Below are 15,711 nucleotides of genomic sequence, written 5' to 3'. Positions count from 1 at the left end.
ATGTCCGGACGAGTCGAGGGCAAAGTCGCTTTCATCACCGGAGCGGCACGCGGGCAGGGACGCGCCCACGCCGTGCGCCTGGCGCAGGAGGGCGCGGACATCATCGCCGTCGATGTCTGCAAGCAGATCGACACCGTGCCCATCCCCATGTCCACGCCGGAGGACCTCGACCAGACCGTGGAGCTGGTCAAGGCCCAGGGGCAGCGCATCATCGCCGCGCAGATCGACGTGCGCGACTACGACGCGCTGAAGGCCGTCGTCGACGACGGCGTGACGCAGCTCGGCCGGCTGGACATCGCCATCGCCAACGCGGGCCTCGCCGCCGACGGCGCCCCGATCAAGGACCTCGACGCCAAGCTGTGGCGGGACTCGATCGACGTCAACCTGACCGGGGTCTTCCACACCGCCAAGGTGTCGATCCCGCACATCATCGAGGGCGGCCGGGGCGGGTCGATCGTGCTGACCAGCTCGGTGGGCGGGCTGAAGGCCCACCCGCACGTCGGCAACTACGTCTCCGCCAAGCACGGCGTGGTCGGGCTGATGCGCACCCTGGCGGTCGAGCTCGCCGAGCACAGCATCCGCGTCAACTCCATCCACCCCACGCAGGTGAGCACGCCGATGCTGCTGAACGACATGACCTACCGGATGTTCCGTCCGGACCTGGAGAACCCGACCCAGGAGGACATGGCGCCGATCTCGCAGATGATGAACGCCCTCCCGGTCCCGTGGGTGGAAGCGGAGGACATCGCCAACGCGGCCCTCTTCCTGTCGTCGGACGAAGCGCGCTACATCACCGGCGTGACCCTCCCGGTCGACGCCGGAGCCATGATCAAGTGAAGGCGCGGAACCGGAGGCCGAGCTGATGACCGCGGAAGACTCCGTTCACTGGAGCCCCTACGACTGGGGTGTCTGGCAGGACCCGTACCCGACGTACCGCCGCCTCAGGGAAGAGGCGCCTCTCTACTACAACGCCGAGCACGACTTCTACGCCGTCACCCGTTTCTCCGACATCGACCAGGGCCTGCCGAACTGGCAGACGTTCTCCTCGGTCCGCGGCGGGATCCTCGAACTGATCAAATCGGGCATCGAGATCCCTCCGGGCACGCTCATCTTCGAGGACCCGCCCATCCACGACATCCACCGCCGGCTGCTCGCCCGCGTCTTCACCCCCCGGCGGATCTCCGCGCTGGAGCCCAGGGTCCGGGAGTTCTGCACGAGAACGCTGGATCCGCTGGTGGGCGAGAACCGCTTCGACCTCGTCGAGTCGCTCGGCAACCAGATGCCGATGCGCGTCATCGGCATGCTCCTCGGCATCCCCGAAGCCGATCAGGAGGCCATCCGGGAGTCGGTGGACGACGCCCTGCGCACCGAGGCGGGCGGGCAGATGGATCTCAAGGACGGCGAGAACCTCAGCAACGAGATGTTCCGCGACTACATCGATTGGCGCGCGAACAACCCGTCCGACGACCTGATGACCGAGCTGCTGAACGCCGAGTTCGAGGACGAGAACGGCACCACGCGCACGCTCACCCACGACGAGGTCCTGACCTACGTGACGGTCGTGGCGGGCGCCGGGAACGAGACGACCGGACGCCTCATCGGCTGGATGGGATCCGTGCTGGCCCAGCACCCCGGCCAGCGCAGAGAACTGGTGGAGGACGCCTCGCTGATCCCCGGCGCGATCGAGGAGCTGCTCCGGTACGAGCCGACCGGCCACGCCATCGCCCGCTATGTCACCAAGGACACCACGCTCCACGGGCAGACCGTGCCCGAGGGCAGCGCCATCATCTTCATCGTCGCCGCCGCCAACCGCGACGACCGCCTCTACACCGACCCGGACCGCTTCGACATCCACCGGAAGATGAGCCAGCAGCTCACCTTCGGCCTCGGCCCCCACTACTGCCTGGGTGCCGCGCTGGCCCGGCTGGAGGCACGCGTGGCCACGGAGGAGGTCCTCAAGCGCTTCCCCGAATGGGACGTCGACTGGGACAACACGAAACTCGCGCAGACCTCGACCGTCCGCGGCTGGGAGACCCTGCCGCTCGTCGTCGGCTGACGACCCGCCGGCTGTCGACCCACCTGCTGACGAACCACCTGCTGACAAACCACCTGCTGACGAACCACCGGCCGGTGACCCACCGGCCGGCGGTCCCGATCACGGCACCCGCGACCTGACCGGTCGCTCCGGAAAACCCCCACCCCACCCCCGGAGGCCTCATGGGCCAGCCTCGAACACACCCCGTACCGCGCCGGCGCCAGGCCGTCGCCGTGACGGCCGTACCGGTGCGGGCGGCGGGAATGACGCTCGGCGGGCTGGCCGCCGCCGGCGAGCTGTTCGCGATGGCCCTGGAGGCCCTGCGCCGCACCTGGGACGTCCGCAACTGGTTCTGGGAGTTCGTGGAGCAGTCCTGGTTCCTGGCCAAGGTGACCATGCTCCCCTCACTGATGGTCGCGCTGCCCCTGGGAGCCACCGTGGCGCTCCAGGTCGGCGACCTGGCCGGCCAGCTGGGCGCGCAGTCGGCCACCGGCGGGGCGGTGCTGGTCGGGCTGGTCCGGGAGGTCGCGCCGATCGCCTCCGCGCTCATCATCGCGGGCGCGGGCGGCTCGGCCATGACCTCCGACATGGGCGCCCGCAACATCCGCGACGAGCTGGCGGCGATGGAGACGATGGGGGTCAATCCCGTCCACCGGCTGGTCACCGCCCGGATGTGGGCCGCCGGTCTCATCTCGTCCATGCTGGCGCCCCTGGTGATCCTGTCGGGGGCCGTCGGGGGCTTCGTGTTCAACGTCCTGCTCCAGGGCGTGACGCCGGGCGCCTACTTCGACGGGGCCCTCGGCCTGCTGCGGGTGTCGGACATCGTCGTCACCCTCGGCAAGTCGTTCCTGTTCGGGCTGATCGCCGCCGTGGTGGCCTGCCACATGGGCATGAAGTGCGAGCGCAGCCCGGTCGGCGTGGGACGCGCCGTCAACCGCGCCACGGTGATCGCGTTCATGCTGGTGTTCGCGTTCAACTACGTGATCACGACCGTGTACTTCGTCGCCTTCCCCCCCAAGCTCTGATGCTGGTCAACGTGCCGCGCAAGACGGCCCTCAGAGCGGCGGGCGTCTCCACGGCGGGGACGCGGTGGCTGGCCGGGCTCTCGATGTGGCCGCGGTTCGTCGCCGCCGTGCTGTTCTACTCGATCCGCGACATCGTCTTCCGGCTCAAGTACGCCAAGACGGTGGCGCTGCAGGTCAGCGACATCGTCGTGGGCGTCGGCGCCAAGGTGGTCGGCGGCGGCATGATCTTCGTGATCTTCACCATGTCGCTGTTCCTCGGCACCGAGGTCGGCGTGCAGGTCTACACCGGCCTCCAGGTCATCGGCGCGGAGTCGTTCATGGGCCTGGTCGGCTCGTTCGTCAACGTCCGCGAGATCACCCCGGTGATCGCGGCGGTGGCCCTCGCCGCGCAGTGCGGCTCGGCGTTCACCGCCGAACTCGGCGCGATGCGCATCTCCGAGGAGATCGACGCCCTGGAGGTCATGGGCATCAACTCCTTCGTCTACCTGGTCTGCACCCGGGTCGTCGCGGCGCTGATCGCGCTGGTGCCGCTCTACCTGATCGCCCTGTTCGCCAGCTTCTTCGCCACCAGGACCATCAGCACGCGGTTCTTCGACCTGGCCCCCGGCGTGTACGACTACTACTTCCACCTCTACCTGCCGTTCAGCGACCTGGTGTTCAGCACCATCAAGGTGGGGGTGTTCGCGTTCGCCGTGATCACCATCCACTGCTGCTACGGCTACTACGCCACCGGCGGCCCGGTGGGGGTCGGGCAGGCGGCCGGCAAGGCGATCCGCCTGTCGATCATCGTGATCGTGACGCTCAACCTGCTGCTGTCCTACGTGTTCTGGGGACGGGGCGGATCGGTGAGGCTCGCCGGATGATGGACCAGACGTTGAACGGGGACGGCTCCACGCTCCGGCGCGCGGGCATCGCGGTGCTGACGCTCGTGGCCGTCGCGGCGACCGTGTACGCGCTGCTCACCAAGCCCTGGGAACCCGAGGGCACCCGGCTGACCGCCGACTTCGGCGGTGCCGGCCAGGGGCTGACCACCACCTCACCGGTCCGGCTGCGCGGCGTCACGGTCGGCCAGGTCGCGGAGATCGCGCTGCGCGCGGACGGCCGCGCCCGCGTGACGCTGCGCATCGACGAGGGGATCAGGGTCCCGGCCACCGCGACGGCCTCGCTGGAACCCGAATCGGTGTTCGGGCCGCAGTTCATCAACCTCATCCCGGGGAAGGGCGAGTCGACGGGCCCCTACCTCGCCGCGCGGGGGCACATCGGCTCCACCGCCGAGGCGGGAGACCTGAACGGGCTGCTCCAGGACGCCGACAGGACGCTCGCCGCGATCGACCCCAAGGACGTCGCGATCATCGTCGGCACGCTCGCCCAGGGGCTCGGCGGGCAGGGCGAGACGCTCGGCGGCGTCATCGAGAGCACCGACGAGATCGTCGCGGTCGGCCACCGCAACCGCGAACGGGCCCGCAGGTTCACCGCCGACCTGGCGCGGCTCGCCGAGATCCGCGGCGTGGGCGCGTCGATCGCCGGCCTGGCCGGCGACACCGGCGCGGTGATCGACACCGCCGCCTCCGGGCAGGGCCGGCTCAAGCGCCTCGCCGCCGGGACCGGCGAGCTGTCGCGGACGGTCGCGGGCGGCCTGGACCGCCACGGCGGGCAGCTCGCGGCCGGGGCCCGGTCCGCCGAACGCGCCGCCGGGCTCGTCTACGACCAGCTCGGCATCGCGGGCACGTCCGTCCGCACGATGACCGACCTGCTCCCCATCTACCGCGCGATCACCTGGCCGGTCGCCCCGGACGGTGAGCGGCGGATGATCGCGGTGAAGATCTACCTCCCGTCCGATCCGTGCGAGCTGATCGTCGGGCTCTGTCCCGCGAACCGGGGAGCCGCCGGGACCGGCTCCGGACTCACGGGAGGGCGGTGACATGAGCAGACGTCCCGAGAAGGGCGTGTCGTCCCTGGTGCGCCTGGTGGCGTTCCTGAGCGTGACGATGACCCTCACCGCGTTCATGGCGGTGCAGATCGCCCGGCTCGACTTCTCCGGCTCCTACACGGTCACCGCGACGTTCGACGACGTCAGCGGGCTGATGGAGGGCGACCAGGTGAAGATCGCCGGGGCGCCGGTGGGCCAGGTCGAGGCGATCAGGGTGCGGGACGGACGCGCCGAGGTGCGCCTCGCGGTACGGGAGGGGCACCGGCTGCCCTCCGACAGCGAGGCCGCGATCCGCTGGCGCAACCCCATCAGCGGGCGCGTGATCTACCTGATCCCCGGCACGTCCCCCGCACCGCTGCGGGACGGCGGCACCATCGGCCGCACCCGCTCGGTCGTCGACATCGGCGAGCTGATCGCCCAGCTCGCCCCGCTCACCCGCACCCTGGACGCCAAGCAGATCAACCGCCTGATGACCTCGATCTACCAGGCGCTGGAGGGCAACGAACGCGAGGTCGGCCAGCTGGTCACCAACATCGACCGGCTCTCGTCCACCATCGCGGCGCGCCGGCAGACGCTGAAGCAGACGCTGCGCGACTTCTCGACCGTCAGCGAGGTGCTCGCCCGCCGCGACAAGCAGATCGCGCAGATGACCGACAACCTGGTCACCCTCTCCGACGCGTTCGTCGACAACCGCAAGCTCGTCGACCGGGCGGTCGTCGAACTCGCCGCGATGGTCCGCACCACCGACGCCCTCGCGGGACGCAACGCCGACCAGCTGGCCCGGACGATCGAGCGGCTGGGGTTCGTCATGGGCGGCACCAGCCGCAACCTGGACCGGCTCAAGCCCCTCCTGGAGTCGGCCGGACCGAAGATGGCCCGCATCAGCGACATCATCGACGAGGGCAGATTCCCGGTCGGCGCCGCGCCCTGCATCACGCTGGCGCCCGGCAAGTGCCCGTACGACACCCGCCTGAACGACTACCCGGATCAGGGCGCCCGCGTCCCGTCCGGGCCGATCCCAGGAGGCGGCTGATGGCGCTCAAGTCCTTCCGCGACCGCAACCCCGTCGTCGTCGGGGTCGTCTCGCTCACCGTCCTGTCCGTGGCCGTCACCACCGCGTTCCTCACCGGGACGCTCGGCCTGCTCGCCGACCGGTACACGATGACCGGCGTCTTCGCCGACACCGGCGGGCTGCGCTCGGGCAACGACGTGGAGGTCGCCGGCGTCCTGGTCGGGAAGGTCAGCGAGGTCGAACCGGACTTCACGGGCGGCCGGGTGGTGATCACCTGGAAGGTCGACCGGGACGTCGACCTCGGCCCGCGCACCCGCGCGGAGATCCGGACGAACAACGTCCTCGGCGGCCGGTACCTGCGGCTCAGCGGCCCCGTCGCCGAGCCCCACATGGCGGACGTGCCCGAGGAGCGCCGGCGGGTGCCGCGCGAGCGCACCTCGACCCCGACGACGGTCAACGACGTGCTCGACTCCTCCACCGAGGCGCTGTCCGGGCTGGACACCGAGACGATCTCCAAGGTCCTGGCCCAGGTGGAGGGCATCTCCGAGCAGGGCCGGGGCCGCCTCGGCGGCGCCCTGCGCAACCTCTCCCTGCTGGCCGAGACCGTCAACGACAGCGACCCGCAGATCCGGCGGCTGCTGTCCGACGGGAACCGCCTCGTGGAAGTCGTCAACTCCAAGGACCGGGAACTGTCCCGGCTGGCCTCGAACGCCTCCGTCCTGCTGAACCAGCTGCGCGACCGGCAGGCGGAGCTGAGCGTGCTGCTCGGCAGCGGCAGCCGCACCGTGCAGAGCCTGACGCGGCTCATCTCCACCGAACAGGACGAGCTGATCTCCATCGTCGACGACCTGGGCACCACCATGCAGACCCTCGAACCGCAGATCGCCGATCTCAACGAGACACTCAGCCGCGCCGGGCCCACCCTGACCGGGTTCGGCGCGTTCCACTCCGGCCCCTTCGCCGACGTCGTCTTCAGCCAGATCGGCCCGCTGACGGCGGGCGACCTGCAGAAGCTCGCGGCGTCGATGCGCAACGGCGGGACGGCCCCGTGAGCCGGCCGCCGCGCGTCCTGCTCGCCGTGGCGCTCGCCGCCGCGCTCGCCACCGCCATGGGCGGCTGCGCCGTGCTGCCCGGCGGGGCCGGCGTCTACCGGATCACCGTGTACTTCGCCAAGGCCCCGTCCCTGTACGAGGACTCCCGGGTCAAGGTGATGGGCGCCAACGTCGGCACGATCGAGGACGTCCGGACCGAGGGCCGCCAGGTCCGGGCCACGCTGCGGATCAGTAACAAGGTGCCGATCCCCCGCGACGCGCGCGCCACGATCGTGGCGTCCAACATCATCGGCGAGCGCGGCATCGCGCTGTCCCCGCCGTGGAAGCGGGGCATGCCGCGCGCCCCGTCCGGGATGGTGATCCCGCAGGAGCGGACCGACCTGCCGGTGGAGATCGACGAGGCGCTGACCGTGCTCACCGAACTGACCCGGTCCATCGACCCCGAGGGGCTGCGCGGGGCCCTGGAGGGCGGCGCCGGGGCGGTCGACGGCCACGGCGGAGACGTCAACCGGGCGCTCGGCACCACCGGCGACCTCGTCGGGAACCTCGCCGCGCAGGACCGCGAGCTGGTCGCGCTGGCCCGCAACCTCAACGAGATGGCCACCTCGCTCAACCGGCGGGACGAGAAGCTCACCGCCCTCATCGGCGACATCTCCGCGGCCGGCCGCACCCTGTCCGGCGAGCGGGCCGAACTGAAGGCCTTCCTCTCCGGTCTGGAGGGCCTCATCCGCCGGGGCGGCGCGGTCGTCTCCGCCTACCGGGAGAAGCTCCCGGCCACCCTGAGCGAGACGTCCGAACTCGTCATGACGCTCAAGGCCAACAGCGCGTCGATCGCCAACGCGATCCGCGGGCTCGCCCAGGTCAGCGACATGCTCATCGAGACGTGGGAGCCCGAGAACCGGACCATCACGCTGCGCGCGCAGGTCAACGCCAACCTCCGGATCTGGCTCCAGCCGCTCTTCGAGGCCATGGGCTGGGGCGAGGTGCCCTGCTTGGACCAGCGCGGCGACGGCTGCACCATCCGGCGGGAGGGAGGGTCATGAGAATGCGGCCGATGGGAGCGAGGGCACTCGCCGCGATCGTCCTGGCGGCCGGAACGTGCACGGCATGCTCGGTGCAGACGCTCGGCGCGCCCAAGGGCGACTTCACCCTCTACGCGGTCTTCGACGACGTCCAGAACCTCGTGACCGGGCACGGCGTCCAGGTCGCCGACGTCCGCATCGGCACCGTCACCGGCGTCCGGCTGAAGGGCTACAAGGTCAAGGTCACGATGTCCATCGCGGACGACCGCCGCCTGCCCGTCGGGACCACCGCCTCGATCGCCAAGACCTCGCTGCTGGGCGAGAACTACGTCCGACTGATCCCGCCCGCCGGGAAGGCCATGACCGCCGGCCCGTTCCTCGCCACCCGCGCCGTGATCACCCGGACGTCGGTGAAGCCCGACCTGGAGACCGTCACCGCGAAGGTGGGCCCGATCCTCGCCGCTGCGGGCGGGCAGGACCTCGACGCCATCGTCACGTCGCTGGCCACGGCCACCGGCGGCCGCGGCCCCCAGCTCAACCGGATCGTCAAGCGCGCCAGCGAGCTGTCCGGCAGCTACGCCGCCGCGGCCGGCGACCTCGCCGAGGTCGTGGACGGGCTGGGACGGCTCAGCGCCGGCCTCGCCAAGGGCAGCCGCGACCTGGAACGGCTGCCGGAACGGGTGTCGCAGGCCACCGAACGCGTGCGCAACGACCGCGCCGAGCTGAAGTCGGCCGTCCAGGAGCTCGTCAGGATGGCCGAGTCGTTCAACGGCACGTTCGAGGAACGGCACGGGCAGCGGCTGCGGCGGCTGCTCGTGCGCGTCGACGGGATCCTCGCCGCCATGACACGCGGCAAGGACCAGCTCAAGGCGTTCACCGACCTGCTGTACACGGGGTTCGCCGGCCGCCCCTCGATGAGCAACGACGGCCAGGCGATCGCCCATGTGTGGCTCGCCGGGTTCCTCCCGCCCTCCCCGGGCGGGCAGGAGCCCCGCGACCCCGCCCGCGAGATGCGCCGCCTGCTGGCGCCCCGGTGAGGCCGCGATGAACTCACGCATCGTCACCAACCTGATCTTCTTCGCCGCGCTCGGGGTGCTCCTCTCCATCTGGGCGGTGACCAGCATCATCACCGTCGACGCCCTGCGCCGCCCGGTCACCGTGACCGCCGAGTTCGCCTCCTCCCCCGGCCTCCGCGCCGACCTGGAGGTCGCCTACCTGGGCGTGCGGGTCGGCAGCGTCGGGGACGTGGACCTGCGTCCCGGCCGGGTGGCCGTGCAGCTGAAGCTGGACCGCGGCGCCACGGTCCCCGCGGCCGCCCACGCCGCGGTCCTGCGCAAGTCCGTCATGGGCGAGCCCTATGTCGCCCTCACCCCGCCCTCCGGACCGGGCGGGCGGCCGCTGCGGGCCGGCGACCACATCCCGCTGTCCCGCACGTCCGTGACGGTCGAGTACAAGAAGCTCTTCGACAGCGCCGGGGACCTGCTGCGCGCCATCCCGCCCCGGGAGACCCGGACCCTGACCAGCGAACTGGCCACCGGCCTCGAAGGACGCGGCGGGACGCTTCGCGACCTCATGGGCGACGCCCACCAGCTCACCGGGACCCTCGCCGCCGAATCCTCCGTCCTCGACAGCCTCTCGGTGCAGCTCACCCAGCTCACCGGCACGCTGGCCGCCTCCGGACCCGAGCTCGGGTCCGGCGTCAACGACCTCGCCGCGTTCACCGCCACGCTCAAGGACTCCAGGAACGATCTCGACAGCGTCCTGCGGCGCGGCCCCGGGCTCGTCGACCAGGTGAACGGCACGCTGGAGGCGTCCCGGCCGGGTATGCGCTGCATGCTGCACGCCTTGGGCGTCCAGTCGCCGCCCCTCTTCACCCCGGAGGCGTCCAGGCTGCTGCGCCACTCGCTCACCGTGTTCGGCACCCGGATCCCCGACGTGACCGACTCGGTCGTGGAGCCGAACCCCGAAGGTACGCACGTCCGGTTCAAGGTCGTGCTCGACTTCGCGGGACCCGTGGGGGACCCCGACGAGTACGGGGAGTCGCTCATCCCGGCCAAGCCCCCGCTGTACGAGTGCGCGGGGAACGGGCGGCAGGTCGCGGCGCCCCCGCCGGGCACGGGAGAGAAGGGAACACCCGCCCTGAAACAGGGGCCGTTCACCGCCGAGGCCTCCCCCGCCGCGGACCGGGAGCCCGGCACCTCGCCGTCGTCACGGTGGCTGCCCCTGCTGCCGATCCTCGCCGCCGCCCTCGTCCTGGGGGTCGCCGCCGGCCGCCTGGGCACCGCCATCCGCCGCCGACACACGAGCTGACTGGAGCGCACCATGACCACCAAGACCGGCACCATCAAGACAGGCAAAGCCAAGACCGACACCGCCAAGACCGACACCGGCAAGACCGGCAAGGCCGGCACGAAGACGGACCCCGACGAGGAGACACGTCCCGAAGACGAGGCCCGCACGGAAGAGGCCGCCGATGCCGAAGAGAAGTCCGCTGGGAGCACGGACGAGGGCACGTCCGATGACGTTCCCGAGGACACCGGCGAGGACGCGCCCGAGGCCGAGGACGAAGCGGTCCCCGCGCCGCGGGACGGACCGGCGGGACGGCGCGGGACGCGCTGGGCCGGCAGGGCGGTGTCCGCGGCCCGCCGGGTCTCGTCCGTTCACCGGTCACGGGCGAGCGTGGTCCTGGTCCTCCTCGCGCTGGCGGCCACGACCGTCACGGCCACGCTGCAGTGGCGCGAGGCGGGCCGGCTCTCCCAGGAGGCCGACACCCGGCAGCGGGTCGGCACCCGCGCCGCCGAGTTCGGGCAGGCGCTGCTGGCCTACGAGCACACCGACCTCGACGGTTCGCGCGCCCGGATCCGGCAGCTCACCGCCACCGACTTCGGCAGGAGCTACGAGGCGGCCTTCGACGGCCTCGCCGCCGTCATCGGCAAGTACAAGGCCGACGCCACCGCGACCGTCCGCGACACGTACGTCAACGAGATCGAGGGGGACCGCGCCAAGGCGCTCGTCGTCCTGGACTCCGAAGTGCGCAGCACCGCCGGCACGCGCCGCGTGCTCGGCAGCAAGCTGCTCCTGGAACTCGTGCGCGAAAAGGGCCAGTGGCGCGTCAGCGGGCTCGTCTCCCTGGAGGCCGACCACGAGTCCATGACCAAACCAGACGGCACCCCCGCGTCCCCCGAACCTTCGGACGGCGATCCCGCCGTGCCGCCGGGCTCCCCCGAGAAGCCCTGAGGCGACCTGAGGCGGCCTGAGGCGCGACGCCGGGCGGGAGCGTGGCTCCGACCGCCATGTTGATCACGCCGATTGTGGGGGCACGGACAGTGGCGCACGTCACACGCCTCACCGACGATGGCGGTCACCCCCCATCCGAGGAGGTCACGTGCGCCTGAGGATCAGACACGGGATCTGGGCCGCCGTCGCGGCCGCCGCCTTGGCATCGACCTCGCTGTCCATCGTCCACGCCGCCGTCCCGCCACCGGTCCAGAGCCCGCTCGCCGAGTACGACATCAGCGGCACCTACGTCAGCGGGGTCTCGTCCGGCGGCTTCATGGCCAACCAGCTCCACGTCGCCTACTCGTCGCTCTTCCAGGGAGCCGGCATCTTCTCCGCCGGCGCCTACGACTGCGCGCAGAACAGCCTGAGCACGGCGCTCAACGCCTGCATGGCCACCTACCTGCCCCGCAAGACCCCCGCCGAGCTGCAACAACTGACCCGCGACCGCGCCGCCGCCGGAACCGTCGACCCCGTTCAGAACCTGTCGGGCGACCCGGTGTGGCTGTACCACGGCACCTCCGACACCACCGTCGCCGAGGAGGTCAACGACGACCTCGCCACCTACTACCGCGGCCTGGGCGCGGGCGTCGCATACGACCGCGGCTCGGCGGCCGGGCACGCCTGGATCAGCCCGATCGGCCCCAACTCCTGCACGGTCACCCAGTCGCCCTGGATCAACGACTGCGGCGGCGACGCCGTCGGGGACATGCTGACCCACCTGTACGGCGCGGTGGAGCCCGCCGCCGCGTCCCTGACCGGCGAGCTGATCCAGTTCGACCAGAACGCCTACGTCCCGGGCGGTGACGCCACCTCCGTCAGCATGGGCGACGAGGGATTCGCCTACGTCCCGCAGGTGTGCGAGGAGTCGTCCTGCACGCTGATGGTCGCCCTGCACGGCTGCTACCAGTACTACGGCAACATCGGCGACACCTTCATGGACAAGGCGTACCTCAACGAGTACGCCGACACCAACGCCATGGTCGTGCTGTACCCGCAGGCCACGGCGTCGGGCCTGAGCAATCCGCGCGGCTGCTGGGACTGGTGGGGATACCAGTCCGCCCAGTACCCGCTCAAGACCGGCCCGCAGATGGTCGCCGTCGTCAACATGGTCGAGGCCATGAGCGAAGGCGGCACCACCCCGCCCACCACGCCGCCGACGACGACGCCGCCACCGACGCAGACACCCGCGTGCGTGACCGCGTCCAACTACGCGCACACCACCGCTGGAAGAGCCCGCCAGTCCATGGGCTACACCTACGCCAACGGCTCCGACCAGAACCTCGGCCTGTGGAACCTCTACACCACCAGCACCATCAAGGAGACCGGCCCCGGCCACTGGGTCAGATGCTGATCTGAGCACCTGACGGCCCTTCCAGCGCCGGCTAGCCCGTCCCAGCGCATGGGAAAGGGGCCCGGAACGACCTCCGGGCCCCTTTTCCCATTCCGGGTGTGCGGATCTCAGGAGACCTCAAGGCCGAAGGCCTCCATGGGCTCGCTGACCGGCTGGAAGAAGGTGACGCCGCCGATCTGGCAGTCGCCCGAGCCGCCCGAGGTGAGGCCGAGGGCCGTGCTCCCGCTGAAGAGCGCGCCTCCGCTGTCGCCCGGCTCCGCGCAGACCGTGGTCTGGATCAGGCCGCTGACCGTGCCCTCGGGGTAGTTCACCGTGGCGCCGGTGGCGGTGACGCGGCCGGTGGCCAGCCCGGTGGTGCTGCCGCTGCGCGCGACCTCCTGGCCGACGACGGCCTCACCGGCCTCGGTGATCTCTTGCGCCTGGCCGTTGTAGAGGTTGACCGCGCCCTCCCCCGCCTCCTCGGTCTGGACGAGCGCGAAGTCGTCGCCGGGGAAGCTGCTCTCCACCGTGGTGCCGAGAAGCCGGGCGCCCTCCTGGTCGGCGGTCCAGTTCTCGACGACGTTGCCGCAGTGCCCGGCGGTGAGGAAGAAGTTCTCCGCGCCACGGGTGACGTTGAAGCCGAGCGAGCAGCGCGCCCCCTGGCCGAAGATCGGGTCGCCGCCGAGCGCGAAGGTGCGCAGGCGCCCGTCGATGCGGACCATCCGCACCGCCGACCCCATCCGCCCGGCCGTCCGGCGGACCTTCGCCATCTGCGCCCCGGTGACCGAGTCGTCGGTCCACACCGTGACCCTGGACGTGGCCGGGTCGACGGCCCAGCCGGTGCCCGCCACGCCCGTGAAGGACTGGCGGAGGCTGGCGGTGATCCGGTTCAGCGTCGCCGGGCTGCGCCGCGTCATCCTGGGCACGGCACCGGCCGAGCGCACCATGGCGGCGTCACCGGCGTTGGTGACGGTGACGACCGGCCGGCCCGCGGAGTCGACGTAGGCGCCGGCCGTGCGGGCGCCGAGCCGGTCGGTAAGCCTCGCCGCCAGCGTCCCGGCCGAACCTCGCCGAGTGTCCGATGCCCGTTCGCCGGTCAGCGCGGCCTGCTGCTCGCCGCCGGACCGGTCCGGCATCCGCACCACGTACAGCGAGCCGGCCACGAGGCCTGCGGATCCGGCGGCCACCGCGGTGCACGTCACCGCGGTGCGCAGACGACTCTTTCTGGCCCTCATGGGGGGTTCCTCCAAGGTCCGACATCCTGGATCTACGCGTGGGGATACGCGGCCCGGGGCCGTCCGAGTTCAAGGCCCGGCGGAGGGGCAGGTGAGGGGCCTGCGAGGCGGCCGGAGTTCGGTAGCGTCGGGTTCATGCGGCTTCATGTGGGGTGCGCGATGTGGACCCATCCGTCGTGGCAGGGGCGGTTCCTGCCCCATCCGCTCCCTCCCGGCGAGCGGCTGCGGGCCTATGCGGGCTGGTGCAACGCGGTCGAAGGCAACACGACCTTCTACGCGACGCCGTCGAGGAGCACGGTGGAGACCTGGGCGCGGCAGACCTCCCCCGACTTCCGGATGGCGGTCAAGCTGCCGAGGCCGATCACCCACGAGCGGCGTCTCGACGTGGCCGGCGACGAACTCCGGGCGTTCCTGGCCGCGATCGAGCCGCTCGGGCCGCGGGCCCACGCGCTGTGGGTGCAGCTGCCGGGCTCGTTCGGCCCCGCCGACCTCGGCACGCTGGCGGGCTTCCTGCGCCGCCTGCCCCGCGAGCACCGGTACGCCGTCGAGGTGCGTCACCGCGCGTTCTTCGAAGACCCGCGATCCGAGCGCGACCTCGAGCGGGTTCTCGGCGGAGCGGGCGCCGAATGGGTCCCGTTCGACACCACCATGTTCTTCGGGACCCGCCCCACCAGCGACGCCGAACGCGACGCGTGGACGAAGAAACCCCGCGTGCCCCGGAGATCGGCGGCGCTGACCGGCCGTCCGATCGTCCGATACCTCGGACGGGACGACACGGCGAAGACGGTCGAGGGCTGGCAGCACTGGGTCGGGAAGGTCACCGAATGGCTCCGTGAGGGACGTTCGCCGACCGTTTTCGTCCACACGCCGGACAACGCCGAGGCACTGACGCTCGCCCGCCGGTTCCACGACGAGGTGAGGAGCCGGGTGCCCGGCCTCGAACCGCTGCCCGAGCCGGAGCCGGCCGAGCCCCCGACCCTCTTCTGACGGCTCCCCCGCGCGGAGGTCCCGACGAACGGCCCCGGCTTGCGGCGCCCGCCGGTTGATGCTGGAAGTGAGGGTCAGGGCGGTCCCGCCCGGGTAGGTCAACGGCGTCCTCGCCGGAAGGAGAACACGCCATGCTGGTCCGGGAGGCGATGACCTCACCCGTCGTGACGATTCCGCGGACGGCCACCGTCCGGCAGGCCATCCGCGTCCTGGACGAGCACGGCGTCACCGCGCTGCCCGTCGTGGACGAACCGGACCGGCTCGTCGGCATCGTCAGCGAGATGGACCTGCTGAAGGGCGTCTTCGAGCACGACCCGAGGGCGTTCGCCCGGCCGGTCGCCACGCCCGCGACCCCTTCGCCGCGCCTGGTCGGGGACGTCATGACCCGCGACGTGGAGACCGCCCGTCCCAACACCGACGTCGCGGTGCTCGCCGAGACGATGATGAAGACGCGGATCAAGAGCGTCCCGGTGCTGGCCGGCTCCGCCGTCGTCGGCATCGTCAGCCGCCGCGATCTCATCGCGATCCTGGCGCGCGGCGACGCCCGGATCCGGGACGACGTGCTGGCCGCGATCGCCGAGTACGGACCCGCCGGGTCACGCTGGGACGTGTCGGTGCGGGACGGCGCCGTCGAACTGCGCGGACGCGCGGACGAGCCGGCACAGCGGATCGCCGGAGTCCTCGCCCAGACCGTCCCCGGCGTCACCCACGTCTCCATCCACGGCTGACAGCCCGGCCGGGCGAGCGCGGGCGGGACAGGTGTGCGCGTTGGCGCTACTTGCCGGCCTTGGCGCGCCCCTTCCC

At 71.6% G+C, this 15,711-nt stretch carries 15 protein-coding genes; 14 read left to right on the top strand and 1 reads right to left on the bottom strand.

The window, feature by feature from the left end:
• The 12 genes from E1285_RS01750 to E1285_RS01695 all read left to right on the top strand — a co-directional run bounded on the left by E1285_RS01750 (position 1) and on the right by E1285_RS01695 (position 12,706).
• A complete protein-coding gene (locus tag E1285_RS01750) occupies positions 1 to 837 on the top strand; it encodes a mycofactocin-coupled SDR family oxidoreductase (RefSeq protein WP_132147064.1) in 837 nt (278 codons plus the stop codon).
• A gap of 25 nt (positions 838 to 862) precedes the next feature.
• Complete coding sequence (locus E1285_RS01745) at positions 863 to 2,056, top strand: cytochrome P450 (RefSeq protein WP_132147061.1); 1,194 nt, start codon at positions 863 to 865, stop codon at positions 2,054 to 2,056.
• A 212-nt stretch (positions 2,057 to 2,268) separates the two neighbouring features.
• Positions 2,269 to 3,060 (top strand): ABC transporter permease, encoded by a 792-nt coding sequence (locus tag E1285_RS01740; protein ID WP_347814056.1) that lies wholly within the window; start codon positions 2,269 to 2,271, stop codon positions 3,058 to 3,060.
• A gap of 11 nt (positions 3,061 to 3,071) precedes the next feature.
• Positions 3,072 to 3,923, top strand: coding sequence for an ABC transporter permease (locus tag E1285_RS01735; protein WP_347814055.1), 852 nt, complete (start codon positions 3,072 to 3,074; stop codon positions 3,921 to 3,923).
• Positions 3,920 to 4,981, top strand: a complete 1,062-nt coding sequence (locus E1285_RS01730) for an MlaD family protein (RefSeq protein ID WP_132147055.1) — start codon at positions 3,920 to 3,922, stop codon at positions 4,979 to 4,981. Before E1285_RS01735 ends, E1285_RS01730 begins: the two co-directional genes overlap by 4 nt.
• 1 nt (position 4,982) lies before the next feature.
• Complete coding sequence (locus tag E1285_RS01725; protein ID WP_132147052.1) at positions 4,983 to 6,023, top strand: MlaD family protein; 1,041 nt, start codon at positions 4,983 to 4,985, stop codon at positions 6,021 to 6,023.
• Positions 6,023 to 7,054 carry an MlaD family protein gene (locus E1285_RS01720; protein ID WP_132147049.1) on the top strand — a complete coding sequence of 344 codons (1,032 nt, stop codon included), beginning with the start codon at positions 6,023 to 6,025 and terminating at the stop codon, positions 7,052 to 7,054. Before E1285_RS01725 ends, E1285_RS01720 begins: the two co-directional genes overlap by 1 nt.
• Entirely contained in the window at positions 7,051 to 8,097 is a 1,047-nt protein-coding gene (locus tag E1285_RS01715; protein WP_132147046.1) for an MCE family protein, read from the top strand. The genes E1285_RS01720 and E1285_RS01715 overlap by 4 nt, the downstream gene beginning before the upstream one ends.
• A gap of 11 nt (positions 8,098 to 8,108) precedes the next feature.
• On the top strand, positions 8,109 to 9,113 hold the full coding sequence (locus E1285_RS01710) for an MCE family protein (RefSeq protein WP_165966415.1): 1,005 nt from the start codon (positions 8,109 to 8,111) through the stop codon (positions 9,111 to 9,113).
• A 7-nt stretch (positions 9,114 to 9,120) separates the two neighbouring features.
• A complete protein-coding gene (locus E1285_RS01705) occupies positions 9,121 to 10,386 on the top strand; it encodes an MCE family protein (RefSeq protein WP_165966414.1) in 1,266 nt (421 codons plus the stop codon).
• A 12-nt stretch (positions 10,387 to 10,398) separates the two neighbouring features.
• Positions 10,399 to 11,313, top strand: a complete 915-nt coding sequence (locus E1285_RS01700) for a hypothetical protein (RefSeq protein ID WP_132147037.1) — start codon at positions 10,399 to 10,401, stop codon at positions 11,311 to 11,313.
• A 148-nt stretch (positions 11,314 to 11,461) separates the two neighbouring features.
• Positions 11,462 to 12,706: a PHB depolymerase family esterase gene (locus tag E1285_RS01695; RefSeq protein ID WP_132147033.1), complete on the top strand. Its 1,245-nt coding sequence runs from the start codon at positions 11,462 to 11,464 to the stop codon at positions 12,704 to 12,706.
• Positions 12,707 to 12,813: 107 nt separating this feature from the next.
• On the opposite strand, the gene E1285_RS01690 is transcribed toward E1285_RS01695, so the two are convergent.
• Positions 12,814 to 13,920, bottom strand: a complete 1,107-nt coding sequence (locus E1285_RS01690) for a S1 family peptidase (protein ID WP_132147030.1) — start codon at positions 13,918 to 13,920, stop codon at positions 12,814 to 12,816.
• Positions 13,921 to 14,055: 135 nt separating this feature from the next.
• Here E1285_RS01690 and E1285_RS01685 point away from each other — a divergent pair, with 135 nt between their 5' ends.
• Together E1285_RS01685 and E1285_RS01680 are read left to right on the top strand one after the other, a co-directional pair.
• On the top strand, positions 14,056 to 14,907 hold the full coding sequence (locus E1285_RS01685) for a DUF72 domain-containing protein (RefSeq protein WP_132147027.1): 852 nt from the start codon (positions 14,056 to 14,058) through the stop codon (positions 14,905 to 14,907).
• Between the two features lie 131 nt (positions 14,908 to 15,038).
• Positions 15,039 to 15,635: a CBS domain-containing protein gene (locus tag E1285_RS01680; RefSeq protein WP_132147024.1), complete on the top strand. Its 597-nt coding sequence runs from the start codon at positions 15,039 to 15,041 to the stop codon at positions 15,633 to 15,635.
• Positions 15,636 to 15,711 lie beyond the last annotated feature (76 nt).

This window comes from Actinomadura sp. 7K507 (assembly GCF_004348425.1).
Classification (GTDB): Bacteria; Actinomycetota; Actinomycetes; order Streptosporangiales; family Streptosporangiaceae; genus Spirillospora.
Note: the sequence above shows the minus strand (reverse complement) of the source record. Positions and strands in the feature narration are given on the sequence as shown.

Bases quoted from the DNA above. Each gene is read 5' to 3' on its own strand.
- E1285_RS01720 (WP_132147049.1), top strand. From the start codon at position 6,023: ATGGCGCTCAAGTCCTTCCGCGACCGCAACCCCGTCGTCGTCGGGGTC.
- E1285_RS01730 (WP_132147055.1), top strand. From the start codon at position 3,920: ATGATGGACCAGACGTTGAACGGGGACGGCTCCACGCTCCGGCGCGCG.
- E1285_RS01680 (WP_132147024.1), top strand. From the start codon at position 15,039: ATGCTGGTCCGGGAGGCGATGACCTCACCCGTCGTGACGATTCCGCGG.
- E1285_RS01745 (WP_132147061.1), top strand. From the start codon at position 863: ATGACCGCGGAAGACTCCGTTCACTGGAGCCCCTACGACTGGGGTGTC.
- E1285_RS01685 (WP_132147027.1), top strand. From the start codon at position 14,056: ATGCGGCTTCATGTGGGGTGCGCGATGTGGACCCATCCGTCGTGGCAG.
- E1285_RS01705 (WP_165966414.1), top strand. From the start codon at position 9,121: ATGAACTCACGCATCGTCACCAACCTGATCTTCTTCGCCGCGCTCGGG.
- E1285_RS01725 (WP_132147052.1), top strand. From the start codon at position 4,983: ATGAGCAGACGTCCCGAGAAGGGCGTGTCGTCCCTGGTGCGCCTGGTG.
- E1285_RS01700 (WP_132147037.1), top strand. From the start codon at position 10,399: ATGACCACCAAGACCGGCACCATCAAGACAGGCAAAGCCAAGACCGAC.
- E1285_RS01690 (WP_132147030.1), bottom strand. From the start codon at position 13,920: ATGAGGGCCAGAAAGAGTCGTCTGCGCACCGCGGTGACGTGCACCGCG.
- E1285_RS01710 (WP_165966415.1), top strand. From the start codon at position 8,109: ATGGGAGCGAGGGCACTCGCCGCGATCGTCCTGGCGGCCGGAACGTGC.
- E1285_RS01750 (WP_132147064.1), top strand. From the start codon at position 1: ATGTCCGGACGAGTCGAGGGCAAAGTCGCTTTCATCACCGGAGCGGCA.